General features: G+C 62.7%; 16 protein-coding genes. 5 read left to right on the top strand and 11 right to left on the bottom strand.

Annotation, left to right across the window (positions count from 1 at the left end; translation table 11 throughout):
- Positions 1 to 10: 10 nt before the first annotated feature.
- On the bottom strand, positions 11 to 202 hold the full coding sequence (locus C2846_RS09185; protein ID WP_080049189.1) for a YnbE family lipoprotein: 192 nt from the start codon (positions 200 to 202) through the stop codon (positions 11 to 13).
- A 16-nt stretch (positions 203 to 218) separates the two neighbouring features.
- Complete coding sequence (locus tag C2846_RS09180) at positions 219 to 2,801, bottom strand: intermembrane phospholipid transport YdbH family protein (protein ID WP_119701292.1); 2,583 nt, start codon at positions 2,799 to 2,801, stop codon at positions 219 to 221.
- Positions 2,802 to 2,870: 69 nt separating this feature from the next.
- Between C2846_RS09180 and C2846_RS09175 the strand changes: the two genes are divergently transcribed.
- The gene (locus tag C2846_RS09175; RefSeq protein WP_119701291.1) at positions 2,871 to 4,313 is read left to right on the top strand and encodes a phospholipase D-like domain-containing protein; all 1,443 of its coding nucleotides are present in this window, start codon (positions 2,871 to 2,873) and stop codon (positions 4,311 to 4,313) included.
- 2 nt (positions 4,314 to 4,315) lie between these two features.
- Here the strand turns inward: C2846_RS09175 and gabT are convergent, their stop codons facing one another.
- Positions 4,316 to 5,587, bottom strand: a complete 1,272-nt coding sequence (gabT, locus tag C2846_RS09170) for a 4-aminobutyrate--2-oxoglutarate transaminase (RefSeq protein ID WP_119701290.1) — start codon at positions 5,585 to 5,587, stop codon at positions 4,316 to 4,318.
- Between the two features lie 208 nt (positions 5,588 to 5,795).
- Positions 5,796 to 7,256, bottom strand: coding sequence for an NADP-dependent succinate-semialdehyde dehydrogenase (gene gabD, locus C2846_RS09165; RefSeq protein WP_119701289.1), 1,461 nt, complete (start codon positions 7,254 to 7,256; stop codon positions 5,796 to 5,798).
- A 208-nt stretch (positions 7,257 to 7,464) separates the two neighbouring features.
- On the opposite strand from gabD, the gene trmL reads away from it, so the two are divergent.
- On the top strand, positions 7,465 to 7,929 hold the full coding sequence (trmL, locus tag C2846_RS09160) for a tRNA (uridine(34)/cytosine(34)/5-carboxymethylaminomethyluridine(34)-2'-O)-methyltransferase TrmL (protein WP_080049184.1): 465 nt from the start codon (positions 7,465 to 7,467) through the stop codon (positions 7,927 to 7,929).
- 61 nt (positions 7,930 to 7,990) lie between these two features.
- Here the strand turns inward: trmL and C2846_RS09155 are convergent, their stop codons facing one another.
- The gene (locus tag C2846_RS09155) at positions 7,991 to 8,968 is read right to left on the bottom strand and encodes an NADPH:quinone oxidoreductase family protein (RefSeq protein WP_080049183.1); all 978 of its coding nucleotides are present in this window, start codon (positions 8,966 to 8,968) and stop codon (positions 7,991 to 7,993) included.
- 168 nt (positions 8,969 to 9,136) lie between these two features.
- Between C2846_RS09155 and C2846_RS09150 the strand changes: the two genes are divergently transcribed.
- Positions 9,137 to 9,520 (top strand): flagellar basal body-associated FliL family protein, encoded by a 384-nt coding sequence (locus C2846_RS09150; protein WP_080049182.1) that lies wholly within the window; start codon positions 9,137 to 9,139, stop codon positions 9,518 to 9,520.
- 23 nt (positions 9,521 to 9,543) lie between these two features.
- On the opposite strand, the gene gshA is transcribed toward C2846_RS09150, so the two are convergent.
- From gshA to C2846_RS09135, 3 genes are all read right to left on the bottom strand, one after another.
- A complete protein-coding gene (gene gshA, locus C2846_RS09145) occupies positions 9,544 to 11,142 on the bottom strand; it encodes a glutamate--cysteine ligase (protein ID WP_080049181.1) in 1,599 nt (532 codons plus the stop codon).
- A gap of 74 nt (positions 11,143 to 11,216) precedes the next feature.
- Positions 11,217 to 11,618: a PaaI family thioesterase gene (locus C2846_RS09140; protein WP_080049180.1), complete on the bottom strand. Its 402-nt coding sequence runs from the start codon at positions 11,616 to 11,618 to the stop codon at positions 11,217 to 11,219.
- 2 nt (positions 11,619 to 11,620) lie between these two features.
- Positions 11,621 to 13,957 carry a Tex family protein gene (locus C2846_RS09135; protein ID WP_119701288.1) on the bottom strand — a complete coding sequence of 779 codons (2,337 nt, stop codon included), beginning with the start codon at positions 13,955 to 13,957 and terminating at the stop codon, positions 11,621 to 11,623.
- Positions 13,958 to 14,141: 184 nt separating this feature from the next.
- Between C2846_RS09135 and ompR the strand changes: the two genes are divergently transcribed.
- Together ompR and C2846_RS09125 are read left to right on the top strand one after the other, a co-directional pair.
- Positions 14,142 to 14,864, top strand: coding sequence for an osmolarity response regulator transcription factor OmpR (gene ompR / locus C2846_RS09130; protein ID WP_080049178.1), 723 nt, complete (start codon positions 14,142 to 14,144; stop codon positions 14,862 to 14,864).
- A complete protein-coding gene (locus C2846_RS09125) occupies positions 14,861 to 16,165 on the top strand; it encodes an ATP-binding protein (RefSeq protein WP_231705575.1) in 1,305 nt (434 codons plus the stop codon). Before ompR ends, C2846_RS09125 begins: the two co-directional genes overlap by 4 nt.
- Positions 16,166 to 16,174: 9 nt before the next feature.
- Here the strand turns inward: C2846_RS09125 and C2846_RS09120 are convergent, their stop codons facing one another.
- Genes C2846_RS09120 through C2846_RS09110 form a run of 3 tightly spaced genes read right to left on the bottom strand, consistent with a single transcriptional unit; the run spans position 16,175 to position 23,656 of the window.
- Positions 16,175 to 16,651 (bottom strand): chemotaxis protein CheW, encoded by a 477-nt coding sequence (locus C2846_RS09120; protein ID WP_165443798.1) that lies wholly within the window; start codon positions 16,649 to 16,651, stop codon positions 16,175 to 16,177.
- Positions 16,652 to 16,683: 32 nt separating this feature from the next.
- On the bottom strand, positions 16,684 to 17,649 hold the full coding sequence (locus C2846_RS09115) for a chemotaxis protein CheB (protein WP_231705574.1): 966 nt from the start codon (positions 17,647 to 17,649) through the stop codon (positions 16,684 to 16,686).
- Positions 17,642 to 23,656 (bottom strand): Hpt domain-containing protein, encoded by a 6,015-nt coding sequence (locus C2846_RS09110; protein WP_119701287.1) that lies wholly within the window; start codon positions 23,654 to 23,656, stop codon positions 17,642 to 17,644. Before C2846_RS09110 ends, C2846_RS09115 begins: the two co-directional genes overlap by 8 nt.
- Between the last annotated feature and the right edge of the window lies 1 nt (position 23,657).

Raw genomic sequence — 23,657 nt, 5'->3', positions numbered from 1 at the left:
ATTGATTCCCCTAGAACAGGCCACTGGATTCACTGAACAGCTCATCCAGCTCCTTGTCGACCTTGACGTAGATCTCGTGCTGGATCTTGACGTTCAGGTTGATGTTGATCGGTTCGCTCGGCGCGGCCAGTTGTACGGTTGGCGTACAGGCCGCCAGCCACCAGACCGCTCCGGCTATCACCGCAAGCGTACGCCACCGCATCAGCGCTCCTCCGCATCTAGGGATTCAGACGGCGTTGCAATAGCCGTTCCTGAACCCGTTTCTGAATGATGTCGCTGACCTGCCCGCTCAATTGCAGACTGGCCAGCAGGGCCGGAATATCCTCTTCCAGCCGAACGTTCAAATGCACCGGGCGCCCGCGTTGCAGGTCAGGGTTATAACCTTCCAGCCGCAACGCCAGTACCAACACCCCATCGCTGCCATAGTTCAGATCACTGCTGAGCACCGAATAGCGAAAATCCTCCAGGGCCACGGCCAACTCGCGCATACCGGGATTGCTGCGGCCCATCGCCTGCAACTGTGCGGACTGATACTGGAGGATGCCACCCGGCTCACGGGCCTGGACCCGCCCCCCCTCAACCAGCAGTTTGCCGTTCTCCAGGCTGACCGGCAAGCGGCCATCCAGCGTACCGCGACCACTCAGGCCCTCTGCTGGATAGACCTCGAACAATCGGGCCAGTTCAACCCCCTCAAGCCCGAGCACCAGGTCCTGGCGGCTGGCCGCCAGATCCAGTTGCGCCGGTTCCAGCCACAGTTGCCCGCCGAGTATTCCCAGCCGCGCACTGTCCAGGCGCAACCGGCCCTGTTCCAGGCGCTCCAGGCTCGCCTGATACTCGCCCTGCAGTACCAGCGGGCCCAGCGGCAGGCCCGGATCGAGGCTGCGCACCTTCAGCTCGGTAAAACCCAGTTGCAATTGTTCACCACGCAGCCGGACCGACAGGGGCAACTCCAGCCCCTCGAAACTGCTGCGGTCATAAATACCGGCCCCACCGCTGAGGCGTACCTGACCGTCGGCCCGGGCCAGGGCATCAGCCCCGCCCAGTTCAAAGCGTGCCTGCAATCGACCAGTGGAAAAACTCAGCAGCTCAGGCCAGGCGCTCAGCGTCTCGGCCAGCGGGTTGGCAGCGCGCAGAAACAGCTCCTGCAACACCAGTTCGGCCTGCCAGTCGGCCTGCTCCGGCCAGTTGAAGCGCAGCTCTGCCGCCAGCCCGGAAGCAGCAGCAAGAGTTCCCGACAGGCTAAGCCGCGCAGGAGATTGACTTAAACGACCATTGAAACTCCAGCCCTGAGGCTTGAGCTGCGGGTGGCGCACCTGGGTCATGCCCAGGCGCAAAGGTGTTTCCAGCGCCCAGTCGCTACCCTCGGCCAAGCCCATTTCCAAGCGCAAGCCGGGCAGGCGCAGCTCGACGCCTGCCAGTTGCAGCTCAAGCTCAGGCAACGCCAGCTCGGTCAACCGGGCCTGGCTGCTCTCGCCCAACTGCACGCTCAAACGCTGACCGTCGAATGCTGCTTCGATCGCGGCCTGCAATCGCGCTTCACGCATCCGCAGGTCATCCCAGGCCAAGGCCGCGGCCCGCAGCTCCAACTGCCCGCCCGTCAGTTCCAAGCGCAGTTGCGGCTGGGCGGTCAGCCCCAGCTGGCCCTGCAACTGTCCGGCCAACGGGCCGTCGATCTCCAGCCGGGCCGCAAACGGCAGGCGACTGGCCCAGTCCAGTTCCAGCACCTCACTGGGGCTCAGTGTCAGGTTCAGGCTCTTGGGTAGCCAATCGCCCGGCAGAGCCTCGCCAAACAATGCCGCAGCCGGCTGCTGCAAACGCCACTGGGCCTGGCCCTGATGCAGGCGCCAGCGCCGCTGCTCGACCTCCAGAGCCCATTGCTGCTCGCCGCTGATCAGCCCTACGCCGTCCAGCAACCAGGGCTGTTCCAGACGCAGCATCCCCCCCAGCCGGGCGGAACCATCGAGCAGGGCACCCAGCCGTTCAGCCAGTTGTTCACCCTGCCAGTCCCAGCCCAGAGTGGCCTGCAACCCCCGAGGTAAATCATCCAGCGGCAACAGCCCCGGTGCCAGCCAGGCCTGCAGGGCTGGAAACAGCGCCTCGCTGCCGGGCCACTCGGGAATACTCAGCCAGCCCTGCCAGTGATACCCCTGCGCCGCCTGACGCCATTGGCTGTGCAGCGCCAGTGCCGGGTGCTGTTCCAGTTGCCATTCGGTTTCCAGACGCAGCACCTCGGCTTCGGCACTGAGTTGCACGTCCCCATGCAGCATCACCCCGGACGAGTTCAACACAATCTGACTGGCCAGGCTGCTCGGCTCGCCCCGCATCAATTGCATATCGAGCTGACCATCCAGCTCACAACGACCGCTGGCACAGGGCAGATCAAGCAGTAACTCGGCCACCGCCAATTGTTCCGGAGCCCAGGCGAGCAACGGCACCCAGGCCAGCGGGTCAGGTATCGGCTGATCTTCAAACGCGAGTACCGGCTGCTCCGGCGCTGTGTCAGCGGGCCACCAGGCCAGTTCGACTCGCTCAAGCGTCAGCCGCTTCAGCCAGGCTCCGAGCTGCCAGCCCGGCGTCAGCGACAGGCCCTGCAACTGCAGCTCAACCAGCCCCTGATCACTGCGCTGTACCAGGCTCAGTGACTGCAGGTACGGCCCACCATCCTGCCAGCCAAGTCCCTGGGCATCCCACTGCTCCACCCCGGCCGCCTGTAACGCCCGCTGGGCAGCCCACCCGGTGGCGATCACCACCACCAGCAACAGAACACCGATCAGGGCCAGAATCCGCCATCCTCTGCGCATCCATCGCTCTCCTCAATTCACCGACATCAGGTTAGCATGGCTGCTGTTTCTGATTTGGAACACAGGATCATGACGGGATTCGCGCAGCTACGTTCGCTCTGGTTCTGGCTATTGGCACTGGCCCTTGTCTGGCTGATCAGCGCCCTGCTGACAGCCTGGCGAACACTGCCACCGGGGCTGGCCGCCAGCATGCCGGTGCGGGCTGCCGAACAGGTCGAACTCTTGATCGACCAAACCTGGCAGGACAGTGCTGGCCAAAGCCACAGCGAGCAGGAAATATTCGATGAAGTGCTGCGCTTGATCGGCCAGGCCCGCCGCCTGGTCGTGCTCGATATGTTCTTGTTCAACGAGTTTGCCGGCGCAGACAGCTACCGAGCACTGACCCGCGAACTGACCCAGGCGCTGCTTGAGGCGCGCAGGCGCCAACCGGACATGCCAGTGATTCTGATCACCGATCCGTTCAATACTCTGTACGGGGGCGTGGCTGCTGCACATCTGCAGCAGCTGGAAGAGGCTGGGGTCCAGGTACTGGTCAGCAATCTGGCGGCGCTGCCAGCCTCCAACCCGGTGTGGACCGGACTCTGGCAACTGTGCTGCCGCTATCTGGGCAACAGCCAGACCGGTGGCTGGTTACCCAACCCCGTCGGTGCTGGCAAGGTCACCCTGCGCAGCTACCTGCACCTGCTGAACTTTCGCGCCAACCATCGCAAGACCCTGGTCGTCGACAAAGGCCTGCACTGGACCGGCCTGGTAACCTCGGCCAACCCGCATGACGGCAGCAGCCGCCATAGCAATCAGGCCCTGGTGTTTCGCGGCCCGGCAGCGCTCGATCTGCTGGAAACCGAGCGAGCGATCATCAACCTCAGCGCACCGCAACTGGCCCGTGACTGGCCGCTGCCCCCTGCGGCCACGCCAATCAACGGCGACGCCACCGTCCAGATACTGACCGAAGGAGCTATCCGTGATCAGTTGCTACAACTGATCGACAGCGCTCAGCCCGGCGAGCAGCTTGATCTGGAAGTGTTCTACCTGTCCCACCGACCCATGATCCAGGCGTTGATCGCCGCCCACCAGCGCGGAGTACAGGTGCGGGTCATGCTCGACCCCAACCGCGACGCCTTTGGCCGCGAGAAGAACGGAATCCCCAACCGCCAGGCCGCCTGGGACCTGCATCGAGCCGGTATCGAACTGCGCTGGTGCGCCACCCATGGCGAGCAGTGCCACCGCAAATGGCTGCTGCTCAGACGCGCTGACGGCAGCGCCGCCCTGCTCAGCGGCTCAGCCAACTTCACCCGGCGCAACCTCGACAACCTCAACCCGGAAACCAGCGTGCTGCTCGACGGTCCGGCCGAGCACCCGGCACTCAGCCGCGCCGCCCGCCTATTCGAACGCCACTGGCACAACCAACAAGGGCAGATCTATAGTCTGCCCTATGTCGAGTTTGCCGATCACTCACGCTGGCGCTACTGGCTCTATCGGCTGATGGAAGCCAGCGGCCTGTCGACCTTCTAAACCTACAGCTCCGCGAAACAGGCAGCGACGATATCCAGCCCTTCCTGTACCTCCACATCGGTAGCGGTCAGCGGCACCAGAATCCGGATGACGTTGCCGTACTGGCCGCAGGACAACAGGATCAGGCCCTTGTCCCGGGCCTTGGCCACCACCTTACCGGTCAGCTCGGCATCCGGCTTGCCATCAGCGCCAAACAGCTCGCAGGCGACCATCGCCCCCAGTCCGCGGACATCGCCAATACGCTTGTCGGCGGCGGCAATCGCACTCAAACGCTCACGCATCAGCTCGCCCAGACGCTGACTACGGGCCAGCAGATTCTCCTCCTCGAACACCTCCATAACCGCCAGCGCCGCCGCGCAGGCCAGCGGGCTACCGGCATAGGTGCCGCCCAGCCCGCCAGGGGCGATCGCATCCATCGCCTCGGCACGCCCACACACACCCGCTACCGGGAAGCCACCGGCAATCGATTTGGCAAAAGTGGTCAGATCCGCCACCACGCCCATCTGCTCCATGGCGAAGAAGGTACCGGTACGCCCGGCACCAGTCTGCACCTCATCGGCCACCAGCAGGATGCCGTGCTGATCACAGAGCGCCCGCAGACGCTGCATGAAGGCCGGACTGGCGACGTAGAAACCACCCTCGCCCTGCACCGGCTCGATGACAATCGCAGCGATGTCACGCGGCTCGGCATCGTTCTTGAAAATCCGCTCGACGCTGGCCATGGCGTCGTCCTCGCTGACGCCATGGAGCGGACAAGGGAACTGCGCCCGGTACACACCACCCGGCATCAAGCCCATACCCGCCGAATACGGCACCACCTTGCCAGTCATCGACAGGGTCATCATGGTGCGGCCATGGTAACCGCCGGTGAAAGCGATCACCCCGGCCCGGCCAGTGGCGGCCCGGGCGATCTTCACCGCATTCTCGACCGCCTCGGAGCCGGTAGTCACCAGCAGGGTCTTCTTGTCGAAATTGCCGGGGACCCGGGCATTGATTTTCTCGCACAGCTCAACATAGGGCTCATAGGCCAGCACCTGAAAACAGGTATGGGTGAACTGCTCAAGCTGACGCTTGACCGCATCGATCACCTTGGGATGCCGATGCCCGGTATTGAGCACCGCGATCCCGCCGGCAAAATCGATGTACTGGCGTCCTTCGACATCCCAGACCGTGGCGTTTTCCGCACGCTGGACGAAAATCGGATGAATCTGGCTCACACCACGGGCGACGGCGTTATGCCGGCGCTGCATCAGGGAGTCGTTGGTCTTGCTCATATCGGACCTCATGAATGGAGACGGGGGCAGTCAAAGGCGGCATCTGCGCGGGCGGCATTGCCGGACAGCGGCTGCAGACACGCTGTGAACCCATCCCTGGGCGCTCGACGATGCCCGTCCAGGGCATCGACGGTCTGCAACCGCTGTCCGGCAACACCGCTATCGAGTCCGTGCAGCCTTGGCTGTTACTCGGGTTTGATGAGCGGCTTCAAATACCGCCCAGGCACAGATACTTGATTTCGAGGTAGTCCTCGATACCGTACTTGGAACCTTCGCGGCCCAGACCCGAGGCCTTCATGCCACCGAACGGCGCCACCTCGGTGGAAATCAGCCCGGTATTGATCCCGACCATGCCGTATTCCAGCGCCTCGGCAACGCGGAATACCCGGCCCAGATCACGGGCATAGAAGTAGGACGCCAGGCCAAACTCGGTATCGTTGGCCTGACGGATCACGTCCGCCTCGTCACTGAAGCGGAACAGCGGCGCCAGCGGGCCGAAGGTTTCCTCACGGGCCACCAGCATCGAAGCATCGACCCCGGCCAGCACGGTCGGCTCGAAGAAGAACCCACCGAGCGCGTGCGGCTTGCCGCCGGTCAGCACCTGGGCGCCCTTGTCGGTCGCATCCTTGAGGTGACGCTGGACCTTGGCCACCGCATTGGCATCGATCAACGGCCCGGTAGTCACTCCCGGTTCGGCACCATTGCCAACCTTGAGCTTGGCCACCGCCTCGCTCAGCTTGGCGGCAAACGCCTCGTACACGCTGTCCTGTACATAGATACGGTTGGCGCAGACGCAGGTCTGGCCGGCATTGCGGTACTTGGAAATCATCGCGCCCTCGACCGCCGCATCCAGATCGGCGTCATCGAATACAATGAAGGGCGCATTGCCGCCCAGCTCCAGCGACAGCTTCTTCAGGGTCGGCGCACACTGCTCCATCAACTTGATACCGACAGCGGTCGAGCCGGTAAATGACAGCTTGCGCACGATTGGGTTGGCGCACAGCTCGGCGCCCACCGCGCGTGAACGCTCAACGTCGGCGCTGATCACGCTCAGCAGTCCGGCGGGCAGCCCGGCCTGCTCGCCCAGATAGGCCATGGCCAGGGCCGAAAACGGGGTTTGCGGAGCCGGCTTGAGGACCATGGCGCAGCCGGCAGCCAGCGCCGGGCCAGCCTTGCGAGTAATCATCGCAGCAGGGAAGTTCCACGGCGTGATGGCCGCCGTTACTCCAATCGGCTCTTTCTGCACCAGGATGCGCTTGTCCGGCTGATGGCCGGGAATCACGTCACCATAAATTCGCTTGCCTTCCTCGGCGAACCACTCGAGAAACGACGCCGCGTAGGCAATTTCACCACGCGCCTCGGTCAGCGGCTTGCCCTGCTCAGCGGTCATGATCCGGGCCAGGTCTTCCTGATGCTGCATCATCAGATCGTGCCACTTGCGCAGCACTGCCGCCCGCTCCTTGGCGGTCTTGGCCCGCCAGGCCGGCTGCGCCGCCTGGGCGGCCGCAATCGCCCGACGGGTTTCTTCGGCACCCATATTCGGCACACTGCCCAGGCGCTCGCCGGTAGCCGGGTTATGGATCTCGGTACGGGCACCGGTGTCGGCCTCGCACCAATGACCATCAAGGTAGGCTTGCTGACGAAACAGCTCGGGACAGTGCAGTTCCATGACGGGAGATCCTCGCGATTGGACGCCGGCTAAGGCGTAATGCATTTACAACATGATTGTTTGATATTTCAAACATGCTAAGTCGCCGTACGCCGACAAGCAATACCCGGGATGAAAAAATCTGTGGCTGGTACCTGCGGGCGCGGTTGTGAGGAAATGGCAACAGACCCTAAACTGGCGCACGACTTTGCAACGAACCACGCCTACCATGTTCCATATCGCCCTGCTTGAACCCGAGATTCCACCGAACACCGGCAACATCATCCGGCTGTGCGCCAACACCGGCTGCCAGTTGCACCTGATCGAGCCGCTGGGGTTTGAGCTGGATGACAAGCGCCTGCGCCGCGCCGGCCTGGACTATCACGAGTTTGCCGCGTTGCAGGTGCACCCCGATCTGGACAGTTGCCTGGCCGCCGTGCGCCCGGGCCGAGTGTTTGCTCTGAGCACCAAGGGTAGCCGCTGGTTCAGCGAGGTCAGCTATCAGCCGGGGGACATGTTCCTGTTCGGCCCGGAAAGCCGTGGCCTGCCGGTCGAGATACGTGAAAGCCTGCCGGCCGATCAGGTATTGCGGATTCCGATGCGCGAGAACAGCCGCAGCCTCAACCTGTCCAACAGTGCCGCGGTACTGGTTTACGAGGCCTGGCGCCAACAGGGCTACCCGGGCGCCAGTTGAAAGCCGCAGAGACAGGCTGCAGGCTGAAAGTCAGGTGCTTTCAGCCTGCAGCCGGCCCGCTTTAGCGGGTCTTGATCACGACCTTGCCGACCGCCTTGCGCGAACTCAGCATAGCCAGAGCATCTTCATACTGATTCAGCTCATAGGTCTGGGACACCAGCGGCTTGAGCTTGCCTTCGCTGTACCAGGCAAACAGTTGCTGGAAGTTGGCCAGGTTGTCCTGCGGCTGGCGGGCGGCAAATGCCCCCCAGAACACCCCGACCACCGCTGCACCCTTGAGCAGAGGCAGGTTGGCCGGCATTTCCGGAATCCGGCCACTGGCAAACCCGATCACCAGCAGACGGCCATTCCAGTTGATGCAGCGCAGCGACTGGTCGAACAGATCGCCACCGACCGGATCATAGATCACATCGGCACCCTGACCCTTGGTCAGCGCCTTGACCTTTTCCTTCAGCTCGCCGTCAGCGTAGTTGATCAGTTCATCGGCACCGGCGGCCTTGGCCACTTCCAGTTTCTCGTCGCTGGAGGCCGCCGCGATCACCCGTGCACCCATGGCCTTGCCGATCTCGACGGCAGCCAGGCCGACACCACCGGAAGCGCCCAGCACCAGCAGGGTTTCACCAGGCTTGAGCTCGCCACGCTGCTTGAGCGCATGCATCGAGGTGCCGTAGGTCATGCTGAAGCCGGCGGCGGTGATATAGTCCATATCGTCGGGCATCGGCAGCACGCGCATGGCGTCGACCGCGATCTTCTCGGCGAAGCTGCCAAAGCCGGTCAGGGCCATGACCCGATCGCCCGGCTTGAGGTGCTTGACCTTCTCGCCAACGCTGGATACCACACCCGCAGCTTCGCCACCCGGTGAGAACGGGAATGGCGGCTTGACCTGATACTTGCCTTCAATGATCAGGGTGTCAGGGAAGTTGACCCCGGCAGCATGGATGTCAATCACCACATCGTTGGGTTTGGCCACCGGATCGGTGGTTTCTTCCAGCACCAGGCTGCTGGCCGGTCCATAGGCTTTGCACAATACCGCTTTCATGGGGAGCTCCCTGTTGTTCAGTTTTCGCCAGTCTAGTCGCAACTGCCAGCCTCTGGTCAATCACCATGCCCCGGAGTGATTGCCAGCCATAACGCCGTACCCGCTTGCGGTTTGGCCTGGAACCGCGGCTCGGCTATCCTTTACCAAACCCAAGGAGTGCTTCAGCTTATGCGATCCGTTTTTCTGACCCTGGCTCTGATCCTGTCACTACCTCTGGCAGCGCAGGCGTCTGATCCGCAGTACGTCGAACTCAGCCCTTCGTTCATCGGCACACTGACCGACAGCGGCCCGCGTATCCGCTACCTGAAGGTGGATGTGGCACTGCGTACCAACGATCCGGCGGCGGTCGCGCGGATCCAGTACCACGATCCGCTGATCCGCAATGCACTGGTCAGCCTGTTCAGCCGCCAGAGCCAGGACAGCCTGAGCGGACTGGAAGCACGCGAGGCACTGCGGCTTGAGGCGCTGGCGGTGGTGCGCCAGACCCTGGAAGAGGAAGAGGGCCAAGCGCTGGTCGATGACCTGCTGTTTACCAATCTGATTACCCAGTAACCCTCCGGAGGGCGGCCCGTGACTCAGGCGCGCAGCGCCTGATCCTGTGGCTGCTGGGCCAGATAGCGGGCAACGAAGGTATCGAAGTCGACATCATCGGCGGCTTCCAGCGCCGCCTGCTCGGCCTGCGAGCTGTCGGCCTGGGCCTGGAAAGCGCGCTGCTGCTCAGGCTCCAGCGGATGTTCAAGAAAATAGGCCTGATGCGCCTGTGATTGGGCCAGGGCAAAGCGGAAGAAGCTGTTGCCATGCTGCTCAATGGCTGCCAACACCCGGGCCGAAGGCGTCAATGCCGGATCATGCAGCTTGGCCTGCTGCACGCTCAGAGCTTCACTGTAGGCCTGGGTCTGATGCGTCTGGTCGAGCAGCCGGGCGCAACGCTCGATGGACTCCAGCAGTTCCAGCCCCCAGTGCCTGAGCTCCGCCCCGGCTCCCCCTCGACCCAGCATCAGCCCCGGCTCGCGGCCACGCTTGACCGACAGGGCAAAGTTGCTGGCAGCCTCGTCGCAGGCCTGACTGTCCATAAAGGGGCTGTCTTCCAATGCGCAATAGAGCAGGAAACTGTCGAGGAAGCGGGCGGTGGCCGGCTCAATTCCCAGCGGCGTGAAGGGATCGATATCCATGCAGCGGACCTCGACATACTCCACCCCGCGACTGGCCAGAGCATGTACCGGCTTCTCGCCGCTGTGGGTCACCCGCTTGGGCCGAATCGGGCTATAGAACTCGTTTTCGATCTGCAGCAGATTGGTGTTCAGTTGCTGCCACTGGCCCTGGCTGTCGTGGGTGCCCAGCGCGGCATAAGGCGCATAGGGCAGGCTGATGGCCTGTAGCATGCTGTTGATGTAGCTATCCAGGCTGTTGTAGCAGACATTCAGCCCCGACTGGGCATTGTTGTTGTAGCCCAGGTCACTCATCCGCAGGCTGGTAGCGTAGGGTAGATACAGGCTCTTGTCGCCAAGCTGCTCCAGCTTGTGGTCCCGACCCTGGAGAAAGCTTGCGCATAACGCCGGCGATGCGCCGAACAGATACATCAACAACCAGGCGTAACGGCGGAAATTACGAATCAGCCCGACATAACGCTCGGACTGGTAGTCGCGGGCCGACAGCGGGCTGCCATCGTGCTCCTGCAGCAGCGCCCACAATTGCGGCGGCAGCGAAAAATTGTAGTGAATCCCAGCGATACACTGCATGGCCTTGCCGTAACGAATCGCCAGACCACGGCGATAGACGTGTTTGAGCGTGCCGATGTTGGAGGTGCCGTACCAGGCAATCGGAATCTCGGCGTCGGTTTCCGGCAACCAACAGGGCATGGACTCAGTCCACAGCAACTCGTCACCCAACTGGCTGTAGGTGAAACGGTGCACGGCATCCAGGCTCTCGAACAGTGTTTCGATCCGGCTGTGGACCGGCGTGATCAACTCCAAAAGAGCTTCGGAATAGTCGGTGGTAATGCTCGGATGGGTCAGTGCCGAGCCCAGGCCAAGAGGATGCGGGGTCTGGGCCAGGCGCCCATCAACACTGATCCGCAGACTTTCCTTTTCGATACCATGCTGGCAATCGCGCAAACGCTGACGATGTGCGGGCTGGGACAACAGGTCGAGTCGAGCATTGAACTGTGGTGACAAGGTCGTCACTCCTTAAGCGGCAGAGATCCGGAGGCTATAACAGGCCACCCGGACGTTCCATCAGTATAGCGATTTCAGATCCGCGCAAAGGTGCCCAGGGCCTTGGCCACCAGTACACCGTCCTGCCAGACCTCACCATCAACCACCACCGTGCGGGTGCCGGCATGGACCACCTTGCCGCGCCCATCCAGCGTGCCGCCGGTCACCGCCCGGGTGTAGTTGATCTTGCACTCAACCGTGGCCGTGACCTCATCGGGCTCCAGCACGCTGAAGGCCGCCGCACCCATGGCCGAATCAAGCAGAGTGAACACCACCCCGCCATGTACCCGCCCGGTGGAGTTGAAATGCCGCTGGTCGATATCCAGATACAAGTGGCACTCACCCGTGCTGATATGGCGGAACTCCAGGCCAATCAGACGAGTAAAGTCGCTCATGCGGTTTTCGGCAAAGCTCTTGAGGGCGGGATGATCAACCATGGTCAGCGCTTCTTCAGGTTCTTGGCATTGGCAAACAGATTGGCAAAGGTAGCACCGCCCTGTTCGCGCGGGCCAGTGGCTTTGTTCGGCTGACGTGCACCAGACCGGGAATTGGCACGATCAGCCGGGCGCTCACCGCCACGGCCAGCACTGACGGCAGCGCCAGGCTGATCATCCATACGCATGGTCAGGCTGATGCGCTGACGGGGGATATCCACCTCCAGCACCTTGACCTTGACGATATCGCCAGCCTTGACCACCTCACGCGGGTCCTTGACGAACTGATGCGAGAGCATCGAGATATGCACCAGACCATCCTGATGCACACCGATATCGACGAAGGCGCCGAAGTTGGCCACATTGGTCACCACACCTTCCAGAGTCATGCCCGGCTTCAGGTCAGCCAGGGTCTCTACCCCGTCCTGGAACGCCGCCGCCTTGAACTCCGGACGCGGATCACGGCCGGGCTTGTCCAGCTCCTTGAGAATGTCGGTGATGGTCGGCACCCCGAAGCGCTCGTCGGTGAAGCGCGCCGGTTCAAGTTTGCGCAGGAACGTCGAGTCACCAATCAGGCTGCGGATATCCCGACCGGTGTCGGCGGCGATGCGCTCGACCAACGGATAGGCCTCCGGGTGCACGGCCGAGGCATCGAGCGGGTCGTCGCCATTCATGACCCGCAAGAAGCCGGCGGCCTGCTCGAAGGTCTTGTCGCCCAGGCGGCTGACCTTGAGCAGTTCACGGCGACTGCGGAAAGCACCGTGCTGGTTACGGTACTCGACGATGTTCTGGGCGATGGTCGGGTTGAGCCCGGACACCCGGGTCAGCAGCGGTGCCGACGCGGTATTAAGATCGACCCCGACCGCGTTCACGCAGTCCTCGACCACCGCATCCAGGCTACGCGCCAGTTTTACCTGCGAGACATCGTGCTGGTATTGGCCAACACCGATGGACTTCGGTTCGATTTTCACCAGTTCAGCCAACGGGTCCTGAAGACGTCGGCCGATCGACACCGCGCCACGGTAGGTCACATCCAGATCCGGGAATTCCCGCGCAGCCAGTTCCGAGGCCGAATACACCGAAGCGCCCGCTTCAGACACCATGATCTTGGTCAGCTTGAGTTGCGGGTGCTGGCGCAGCAGGTCGCCAGCCAGCTTGTCGGTCTCGCGCGAGGCGGTGCCGTTGCCGATAGCGATCAGGTCGACCTGATGCTTCTGGCACAGCGCCCCGAGTACCGCCAGCGACTGATCCCACTGATTGCGCGGCGCATGGGGGAAGATGGTGACGTGATCAACCAGCTTGCCGGTGGCATCCACCACCACCGCCTTGACCCCGGTACGCAGCCCCGGGTCCAGCGCCAGGGTCACCCGTTGGCCGGCCGGCGCGGCCAGCAGCAAGTCCTTGAGGTTGCTGGCAAACACCCGGATCGCCTCATCCTCGGCCATCTCACGCAGATCACCGAGCAGTTCGGTTTCCAGATGACCCAGCAGCTTCACCCGCCAGGTCCAGCGCACCACCTCGGCCAGCCACTTGTCTGCAGCGCGGCCCTGGTTGCTGATATTGACCGCCTCAGCGATCAACCCTTCACAGGGATGACTGGCACCTGGAGTCGGATCCGCCTCACCCAGCTCCAGACTAATGCTGAGAATGCCTTCATTGCGCCCGCGCAGAATCGCCAGCGCTCGGTGCGAGGGCACCTTGGCCAGCGGCTCATCGTATTCGAAATAGTCGCGAAACTTGGCGCCCTCGGTTTCCTTGCCGGGTACCAGCCGCGACACCACCCGACCGTCCTGCTTGAGTGTGCGGCGCAGCCGTTCAAGCAGATTGGCGTCTTCACTGAAGCGCTCCATGAGGATGTACTTGGCCCCATCCAGAGCAGCCTTGACGTCAGCCACGCCCTTGTCAGCATCGACAAACCCGGCTGCCAACGTCTCCGGCTCCAGCGTCGGATCGGCATACAACTGCTCGGCCAACGGCCCGAGCCCCGCCTCCAGAGCGATCTGGCCCTTGGTCCGGCGCTTGGGCTTGTATGGCAGATAGAGATCTTCCAGCCGGGTCTTGGTATCGGCCTCGCGGATATCGCGCTCCAGCTCCGGGCTCAGCTTGCCCTGTTCGGCGATGCTGGCAAGGATACTCTGGCGCCGGTCTTCCATCTCTCGCAGATAACGCAGGCGCTCTTCCAGATAACGCAACTGGGTGTCATCCAGGCTACCGGTAACCTCTTTCCGGTAACGGGCGATGAAGGGCACACTGGCGCCCTCGTCGATCAGCGCGACGGTGGCCGCCACCTGTTCCGGGCGAACCGTCAATTCCGCGGCAATCCGCGAGGCGATACTATCCATGGGCAAATCCACTTGGTGTATTACAAGCCGCGCAGTATAACCGAGTCAGCGCCGCTTGCGACGCCAGCCTGCCGGGATCGGCAAGCCGCTGAAAGCACAGGAGAAACCTCTTGTAACAATGGCCGAACACCGCCATTGTTGGGCTTCAGCCACAATAAGGGCATTTCAACCAGGGCAAGAGATCATGACCAGCGAAGGCGAAAAGATACTGATTGTCGATGACGATGTGCGCCTGCGGCGCCTGCTCGAACGCTACCTTTCCGAGCAGGGCTACCGAGTCCGGGCAGTGGAAAACACCGAGCAAATGGACCGCCTGCTGGCCCGCGAGATCTATGCGCTGATTGTGCTCGACCTGATGCTGCCCGGCGAGGACGGCCTGAGCGCCTGCAAGCGCCTGCGCGATCAGGAGAACACCACCCCGATCATCATGCTGACCGCCAAAGGTGATGAGACCAGCCGTATTCAGGGCCTGGAAATGGGTGCCGACGACTACCTGCCCAAGCCTTTCAATCCGCGCGAACTGGTGGCCCGGATCAAGGCCGTGCTGCGCCGTCAGGCCCCACAGGTGCCAGGTGCCCCGGGCACCGAGGATGACGAAGTAACCTTCGGCGAATTCATCCTCAGCCTGGCAACCCGCGAACTCAAACGCGGCAATGAAGTGCACATGCTGACCACCGGTGAGTTCGCCGTGCTCAAGGCGCTGGTCCAGCACCCGCGTGAGCCGTTGACCCGCGACAAGCTGATGCAACTGGCCCGCGGCCGCGAATGGGATGCACTGGAGCGCTCGATCGACGTGCAGATCTCGCGCCTGCGGCGCATGCTCGAACCCGATCCTTCCAAGCCGCGCTATATCCAGACGGTCTGGGGTGTCGGCTACGTATTCGTACCGGACGGCAAGCATTCGTGAAAGGCGGCCCGGGCTGGCACCCCCTGCTGCCGCGCAGTTTCTTTGCCCGCACTATTTTGCTGGTTCTGCTGGTCACCCTGTTTTCCAAGGTGCTGACCATGGTCTACCTGCTGAGCAACGAAGACCTGCTGGTCGACCGCCAGTACAGCCATGGCGCGGCCATGCTGGTACGCGCCTACTGGAGCTGCGACCCACAGGCCCGGGCAGATATCCAGGAGCTGACCGGCATTCGTCTGGTGCACCAGGACCAGGTCCCACGCGGCGAGGTTCACTGGCCCTACTCCGGCATTTTCACCAACCAGCTGCGCGATGAGCTGGGCGACCGTACCGAGGTCCGGGTGCGGATTCAGGATGATCCGGCGATCTGGGTTCATCAGCCCGGCTACGAAGAACAATGGCTACGCCTGCCGCTGTATGCCCATCCGCTACGTGGACAACGCGTCTGGCTGGTGGTCACCTGGTTGCTGCTGATCGGCATGCTGTCGACCGCTGCCGCCTGGATTTTCGTCCGCCAGCTCAACCAGCCGCTCAAAGCTCTGGAGTTCGCCGCCCGGCGCATCGGCCAGGGTCACAGCGTGCGACTGCTCGATACCGGTGGACCGGCAGAAATGGCCGAGGTCTACCGCGCCTTCAACCAGATGGCCCAGGACGTCGAACAGGCCAACCGCGACCGCGCCCTGCTGCTGGCCGGGGTCTCCCATGACCTGCGCACGCCCCTGACCCGCATGCGCCTGTCTACCGAATTGCTGTCCAGTGCCGAGCCGGAACTGACCGACGGAATGATCCGCGACATCGAGGACATGGACGCAATTCTTGACCAGTTCATGGCCTATATCCGCGACGGCAGTGACGAAGCTCTCGAGCCCGGCGACATCAATGAAGTAATCCGTGAGGTGGTAGCTCCGCTGAACACTGGCGAGGAACGAGTACGCCTGTGCCTGGAGCCAGTGCCGGAGTTCAACTTCCGACGTCTGTCGATCAAGCGGGTCATGACCAACCTGATCGAAAACGCGCTCAATCATGGTGCCGGCAGTGGCGTGGAAATCTGTACCTACGTGACCCGAGCCGCCGCCCAGCCCTATCTGGTGGTCAGTGTGCTCGACCGCGGGCCGGGGATCGATCCGAGCGAGAGCGAGGCGTTGTTTACGCCCTTCATTCGCGGCGACCGGGCGCGCTCGACCACCGGCACCGGCCTGGGGCTAGCCATCGTCAAGCGCATCGCCGACAACCATGGCGCCACTGTACAGTTGCTCAACCGCAGCGGCGGCGGCACCGAGGCACGCCTGAGCTTCCCGCTATAAGGCGCGGGCTCAGGCCCGCGCGTTGACCAGCCCGGCCTCGACCAACGACTGCTCGATGGCCAGCAGGTCAGGAATTAACAACGCCTGACTTTCTTCGGCCAGATGGACTGGCTGCTGGACATAGGTGCTGGCCGGCCCGGCAGTTTCAATCTCGCCGCGCAGAACCTTGCGCGAGCGGGGGATACCGTACACTCGCAGGCCGATGAAACCCAGCCCGGCATGGCGACCCAGGGCGTTGAGCACCAGCACCCGGGGAGCTGGGCGCTCGGTTGTCAGCGGCTTCTGCTGCAGCAGCCGCTCCGGATCGATCAGCGGTACCTGCTGCTCACGCCAGCGAGTCCAGCCAAGAAACCAGTCAGGCCCCTGTTCGGCAGGCTGGGTAAGCCGATAGCCGACCAGTTCGGCCACGGCAACGTTGGGTAACAGCAGAGGTTGTTCGGCCAGCGGCACGATCAAACCATTGAGACTTTCCAGCGCATCCGCCATGCGGACTGTCCTCCTGGGTTGGTGAGCGCCGGCTACAGGGCCAGCGGCCATTCCTGTTGCAACCAGCGCTGCAATGCACTGGCCAGCTCCACCGGGGAGCCGTGAAAATGACTGAAACCCGCCTGCTGAACCGCTCCGGGCATGGTCGCGCAAGCTGCCGTCTCGGCACTTTGGGTCCAAACCTCGACGCCTTGCTGACGCAGACGACCGCAAGCGGCTACGCCATCTTCACCCATGCCACTGAAGATGATCGCTCCACAGGCGGGAGAAAAACTGGCCGCCACCTCATCCAGCAGGGCCTCAATCGAGGGCTGATAGGGGCCAGGCCAGGGTTCATCGAGCAGACGCAGATGCCCTCCCGGGCCAAAACGCAGACGCCGGCCAATCGGTGCCACCAAGACCTCGCCATCATGCAACCGGGCACCCTGGCGACAGTTGATAATCCGCCAGCGATTATGCCGGCCAAGGATTTGCGGCAACTGCTGCTCAAACGCCGGGTCAATATGCTGGGCATAGATGAAAGCGATCGGCAGGTCAGCCGGCAAGGCATCAAGGAAGCTCTTGACCGCCGCCGGCCCGCCGAGCGAAGCCCCCAACACCCAGACGCAGCGGGCATTGTCTCCAACCGGAGCCGTGGGCAACATGCTGAGGCAGGCCGGCGTTCCGCCTGGCGGTGGCCCCAGCAGCGGCAACAGCTTGCCATACAGGCGGCGTAGCCAGCGCCGATAATCGTCACTGTCAGATTCGGGGATCTCGCCAGCGCCAAACAGCACCGGCACCTGGCTGTACTCCAGCAACCAGTCTGCCAAGGGCGACTCGTCGGCCAGCTCGACCAGCCAGGCATCGGTCGCCACCTGCTGCAACGCCCGCCGTGCGAGCTGGGCCGGCGGTTCGGCAAACACCACCTGATAGCCGAAACTGCTCAGGCTCTGGTACAAATGCTGACGCCGTCGCTCCTGGCTGACCAGCAGAGCAATGCGCCCGGCGCTATCAGCCACGTTCGGCGACCAGCGCTTCGATCCGTTCGAGCAATTGCGCTTCCTGATAGGGTTTGCCGAGATAATCATTGACCCCGATCGACAGTGCCCGCTCGCGGTGTTTCTCCCCGGTACGCGAGGTGATCATAATGATCGGCAGGTCCCGCAGGCGCTCGTCGTGGCGGATCAAAGTAGCAACCTCAAAGCCATCCATACGCGGCATCTCGATATCCAACAGCACCAAATCCGGTTGAATTTCCTGCAATTTGGCGATGGCCTCGACCCCGTCCTTGGCGGTTACCGCCTCCATTCCGTGCCGCTCCAGCAGACGCGAAGTAACTTTGCGCACGGTGATCGAGTCATCTACCACCATGACCAGCGTTGGACGCTCCTCAATCAGTTCATCGGCGTCCTGCGCAACAAGCGGATGCAGTTGAGAGTGGGCCTGCTGGGCACGGATCACCGCCAACAGGTCAAGAATCACCACGACCCGGCCGTCACCCAGAATGGTGGCGCCGGAGATCCCTGGCACCACGGCGAACTGTTTGCCCAGCCCCTTTACCACGATCTCGCGCGAGCCAGCCAGCGCGTCGACCTGAACCGCCACACTGTGCTCGGCACTGCGTACCAGGATCACCGGCAACGGCAGGCTGTGGCCGCTCAATTTGGGTTGCTGGCCGGTTACCAGCAGATCCCCCAGGTAGCGCAGGTCATAGCGCTTGCCGGCATATTCGAACGGCGGCGCATCCGGAGCGTAATAGGCCTCCAGTTCATAGCCGGAGACCCGCACGATACCCTCTACAGTGTTAAGCGGAATGGCATACAGGTCTTCACCCGAATACACCATCAGCGCACGGTTGACCGATACGGTAAACGGCAGACGAATGGTAAAGGTCGTGCCCTGGCCCGGCTCGGTTGCCAGCAGCATGCTGCCACCCAGTTGCTTGACCTCGGCATTGACCACATCCATGCCGACCCCGCGGCCGGAAATCTGGGTCACCTGCTCGGCAGTCGAAAAGCCCGCCTCCAGAATAAACTGCAGCACTTCCTGATCGCTGAGGTCGGCATCGGCATCCATCAGACCGCGCTCAATGGCTTTCTGGCGCACCGCCTCAAGCCGGATACCGGCACCATCATCAGCCAGGGTCAGGACGATATCACCACCCTCGCGGCGCAAATCCAGGGCGATCTGCCCCTGTTCGGGCTTGCCGCTCTCCAGACGCTTGCCGGGCAACTCAATGCCGTGGTCGATGGCGTTGCGCAGCATGTGCTCAAGCGGACCAATCATCCGTTCCAGAACGCTGCGATCCATTTCGCCTTCGGCATTGTCGACCTGCAGCTCGACCTGCTTGCCCAGCTCAGAGGACACCTGGCGCACAACCCTGCGCAAACGCGGCAGCAGCCGGTCGAATGGCACCATGCGAGTACGCATGAGGCCTTCCTGCAGCTCGGTATTGACCCGGGCCTGCTGCATCAGCAGGGTTTCGGCATCTCGCGCACGGCTAGCCAGAGTTTCCTTCAGGTCGAGCAAGTCGGAAGCCGACTCGAACAACGAGCGCGACAATTGCTGGAGCTGCGAGTAACGGTCCATCTCCAGCGGGTCGAATTCATCGTAATCCTGGCCGGTTTCCTCATGGTGACGGGATAGAATCTGCGCCTGGGTTTCCATGTCCAGACGCCGGAGCTGGTCACGTACCCGCTCGATGGTACTTTCCACATCGCCCAAGGTCTGGCTCAGGTCATTGACCTGCTGTTCGATCCGGCCACGAAAGATCGAGGTTTCACCGGCCAGGTTGACCAACTCCTCAAGCAGGCTGGCCGAGACCTTGACACTTTCCTGGGCGCCGCCACGACTGCCGTTACTCTGAGCCGGCTCACCGGCCTCCATGGCCTGGCGCAGCAGTGCCTTGACCTCTGCCAGGGTTGGCTGTTCGGGCTCAGCAACCGTCGGCAACGCCGCAGCCGGTGCAGGCTCGACAGGCATCGGAGTCCATACCACCGGCGCCGGCTCTTCGTCCTGTCCGGCCAGCAGTTCCAGGCCATTTTGCAATTGCGCCAGCGCCTGATACAGCGACTCGTCACTGGCGCCGCCACTCAAAGCCTGCTCCAGGCCCTTAGCCTGCTCGGCCAGAGTATGCTGGCCGGCCAGACGGGCACTGCCCTTGAAGGTTTGCAGTCGGTGCGACAGCTCCTGACTGGCTGCCGATTCGTCGCGCCGGGCCAACAGTTCATCGCACGGCAGCAACAGATCGCGGCCTTCCTCGAGGAACATCTGCAACATGCCCGGCAAGCTCGGTGCCGGGGCTGGCGCAACTGGCACCGGCTCGCTGGGTTTGGCCGACGGAGCAGCTGCACGCGATTGTTCGGGCAGTCTGGGCGGCTGCTCCGGGTCAACGCGGAACGCACGAATGCAGGCAATCAGCGCCTGACCATCGTCAATCGCCCGATTGGCAACCACGCCTTCAACCATTTCCGCCAGACTGTCATGGCAGGCGTGCAGCAGATCGGCCAGCCCGGCACTAGGCTGGTAACGCTGGTTACCCAACCCTTCGTAGAGATACTCCAGTTCGTGCGCCAGATCACCCACCGGGCGAATTTCGGCCATGCGCGCACCACCCTTGAGCGTGTGCAGATCACGCTGCAGGGCTTCCACCGCCAGGGTGTTGTCAGTGTCGGCCAGCCACTGCTGCAAGCTGGCAGCGGCGCTGTCGATGATTTCCTGCGCTTCCTCAAGGAAGATCTCGACCAGCTCCGGATCAGTACCGGCCTGCTCCGGGTGCCAGGCATTCCCCAGGGGCATCGCCGGCTCCGGGCGCGCCGAACGCAGCAGCCCCTGCAAGGCTTCGATCTCGGCCTGCGCCGAGGCCACGTGCTGATGCGCGGCGACCTGATCCATCATGGTGATCAAGCGCTCGTGCGCCTCGGCCAGCACCGGCCAGTCAACCTGCTCTTGCGTCAGTTGCCCGCTATACAGCGCCCCATGTACATCCTCAAGCGCCTGACATAGCTGCTCGATCGCTTCCAGATCGACCTCTCCGGCCACCTCACCCAACGCCCGGAGGCTGCCGACCAGGGCCTGACTGTCGATGCTGTGCGGATCGGCCTGCAACTGGTCACCGGCATCCAGCAGCAACTCAACCCCTTCGGTGAGGAAAATTGACAGCAGCCCAGCATCGGCCCGGCCACTTTCCAGGTCGGCGCGGCTGGCGTCGCGGGCTTTCATGCCCTGTTCGTGTAGCTCCCTGACCCGGACCAGCAACGCCTCGGTGCCGGCAATCGGCTGTTGCGGGGCGTGATCCAGTTGCGCAATACCGACCCGGATCAGCGCCAGCGCATCACACAACAGTTCCACCAGCGGCTGTTCAACCGGAACCAGATTGGCCTTGAAGTCCTTGATCAGTTTTTCCAGCGGAGTCGCCAATTGGGCAATCGGCTGGATACCCGCCATATGAGCGCTGCCCTTGAGGGTGTGCAGGGCGCGCTGCAGGGCATCACTGGCCGGACGCGGCAAGCCTTGGGCGCACTGAGCGACAAAGCTCTCGACCTGCTCCAGGTGGGCCTGCGCCTCGTTGCGAAAGATTTCCAGCAGGATCGGGTCCATGCCCGACGACTCATCCGCGGGCAGTTGCGCCACAGCGGACTCAGCTTCGGGCTCGGGCTCGCTGTCAAACTCGATAACCGGCAGCTCATCCCCATCACCGGCTGTCTCCACCCTGTCGGTCAGCTCAAGCTCTTCGCTCTCAATCACTGGCAACGGATCAGGCAGCGACTCTGTGAGCATTTCAGCCTGCGACTCAGACTCAACCGCCGCCATGGACTCAGATGAGTACAGTTCAACCCCGGTTTCGCCTTGCGACAAGGCATCGGCCCAGGCGCTCAAGCGGCTTACCTCAGGAAGCGCCTGCTGAACGCCGCCAGCGAAGTCCTCGACCAGTTGCGGCATCAATGCGCGCACGGCGTTAACTACCTGGAAGACCTCATCGCCGAGTTCGATACTGCGGTCGATCACCCGGTTGAGCATGTTCTCAACCGACCAGGCCAGCTCGGCCAGGATCGTCGCCTTGACCATCCGCCCACTGCCCTTGAGGGTGTGGAACGCCCGTCGGACCTCAGCCAGGGGCTTGCGATCTTCGGGGTCGGCCTGCCATTGCGGCGTGAACTCGGCCAGAGTCTCAAGTACCTCGCCAGCTTCTTCGACGAAGATTTCCACCAGTTCGGCGTCCAGCTCGTCGTCCTGCTCGTCAGGCTCGGACTCGGGCACTGCGCTGCTGACCGGCTCAGCCTCGGCCTGTGGAGTTTCCGGTTCGGCCTGCGGTTCGAACGGCGCAGCCGGATCAAAGCCCAGACTCTTCAACCGTTCTTCAGCCACGGCGAGAATACCGTCACTGCGTTCGGTATCGTCTTCAGCCAGCCGCTCCAGGTAATAGTCGATGCTGGTGATCACATCAGCTAGGGCATCCAGCGAAACCCAGTCCGGAATCCGTCGCTCAGCCAGCAACCGCTCGTTGATATAACGCCGACACAGCGCTATCGCCTGGGCTGCACGCTCCAGCGGCAACATGGCCAGACCACCACGAATGCTGTTGAGCAAATCATCGACCGGGGCCAGATGTGCATGATCCCACTGGTTGGCGATAAAGGCATTGATCGCCTCACGAGTCTGCTCCAGAGCGTTGCGCGCCTCTGTCACCACCTGCTGCTGGACATGCAGCATGTCTCTGGCCACCGCCAAGCGGTGTGCCTCTTCACCCGTTGCCGCATCGCTGCCATCCTGTCGCTCCAGGCCGGCAATACCCTGCAAGCTGGCTTCGACAAACAGTAACCCACCAGCGACATCCATCAAGGCCGTATCATTGATCTCAGCCGACCCGCCTACCAGTTGCTGCAGACGCTCGATCTGCTCACCCAGCACCCGGCGCGGCTGCCCCAGGCCGAGCATGGCCAGGGTATCGGCGATCTGTTTCATGGTCGGCAGCAGTCCGGCCAGCGTATCCGGCTGGCTACGATCACCACGGACAAACAGATCAAGCTGATCCTTGACCTGCAGCAGTTCTTCGTTGAGCGCCAACACCACCGAATGCAGTGCACTGCGATCCGGCCCTACCAGCCGACTGCCGCTGGCCTGGGCCGCGCGGTCGGCATCACTCAATAAGGCCTGCAACTGATAGCGCTGTTTGAGCGCATCCAGACGCGGGCTGCCGCCCGGACTCTTGGCCACGTAGAACAGCAGATTGCGAATCAGCTCCGGCGGCGGTGGCGGCAATTCAGGCTCACTGGCCTGATCCTGCAACTGACGCAATTCGCGGTCAGCCTGACGCAGAAGCTGACGCACCGAGGCGCCGTTGTCGATGCTGCCGTACTCCAGGCCCTCGGCCAGCCCGGCAAAGATGGTCCATAGCTCGGCGTGCGGACGGCCACGACACAGTATTTCCAGCCTGGCAAAAACCTTGCCCAGTTGCTGGCAACTGGATGGCATGTCCTGCTCACGAATGATATTGGCCTGCAACATCTGCAGCGCCTGACGCAACTTGCGCAACTGGCGCACCGCGCCGGCATCAAACACCTCGGCGCTGGACGATTCGGCTTGTCCGGCCACCTCGATTTCCGGGCTGAACAGGGCATTTTCCGACAACAGTTTCTCGCCCCGCGCCGTGCGCATGTCATTGAGCAACGGCAGCAGCACCAATGGCAGGTCACGCCGACCACTTTGGACACGGTCCAGATAGGTCGGCATTTGCAGGATGGCCTGCATCAGGACATCAAGCGCCTCGCCATCACGTCTGGCCACACCACTCATCAGCGCCTGGGCCAGCTTTTCCATTTCCTCGGCCAGCAGCGCCGCACCGTAAAACTCGACCATCTGCAAGGTGCCATGGACCTGATGAATATAGGTCAGGCAAAAGCGCAGACGCGTAGAATCCTCAGGCGTCTCGACAAAGGCTTCCAGGGCCTGGCGGGCCTGGTTAAGCGTCTCGGAAATTTCGCCTTTGACCCAGTCGAGGGCGACATAATCATGCCGATCAGCCATA

It is taken from the genome of Pseudomonas jilinensis (genome assembly GCF_003586265.1).
Classification (GTDB): domain Bacteria; phylum Pseudomonadota; class Gammaproteobacteria; order Pseudomonadales; family Pseudomonadaceae; genus Halopseudomonas; species Halopseudomonas phragmitis.
Note: the sequence above shows the minus strand (reverse complement) of the source record. Positions and strands in the feature narration are given on the sequence as shown.